Genomic DNA, 412 nt, shown 5'->3' on the forward strand with positions numbered 1-412 from the left:
GCCCCCTATCCGCCGGCCCGCCTCGAAGAGGAGTACCTCCCGGGGCTCGACCGGGTGCTCGACGCCGTCGACCGTGCCCTGGCGTACTGAGGAGAGGGACGTGACGACGATGACCGGATCCGCGGTACGCGAATTCAAGATGCCGGACGTGGGCGAGGGGCTCACCGAGGCGGAGATCCTCAAGTGGTACGTCCAGCCGGGGGACGTGGTCTCCGACGGGCAGGTGGTGTGCGAGGTCGAGACGGCGAAGGCGGCTGTGGAGCTGCCGATCCCGTACGACGGGGTGGTGCGGGAGCTGCGGTTCGCCGAGGGGGCGACCGTGGATGTGGGGGTGGCGATCATCTCGGTGGACGCCGGAGCAGCAGCAGGTGAGGGGGGTTTTCCTGATGTGCGGGCTCATGCATCCGCCTCT

General features: G+C 69.2%; 1 protein-coding gene. It reads left to right on the forward strand.

Translation table 11 applies throughout. The annotated features are described in order from the left end of the window. Window positions 1–109: 109 nt before the first annotated feature. Window positions 110–412 (forward strand): biotin/lipoyl-containing protein (locus AOK24_RS34940; RefSeq protein ID WP_338060967.1); only part of this gene is annotated, 303 nt, incomplete at its 3' end.

The organism is Streptomyces niveiscabiei, assembly GCF_001419795.1.
Taxonomy (GTDB): domain Bacteria; phylum Actinomycetota; class Actinomycetes; order Streptomycetales; family Streptomycetaceae; genus Streptomyces; species Streptomyces niveiscabiei.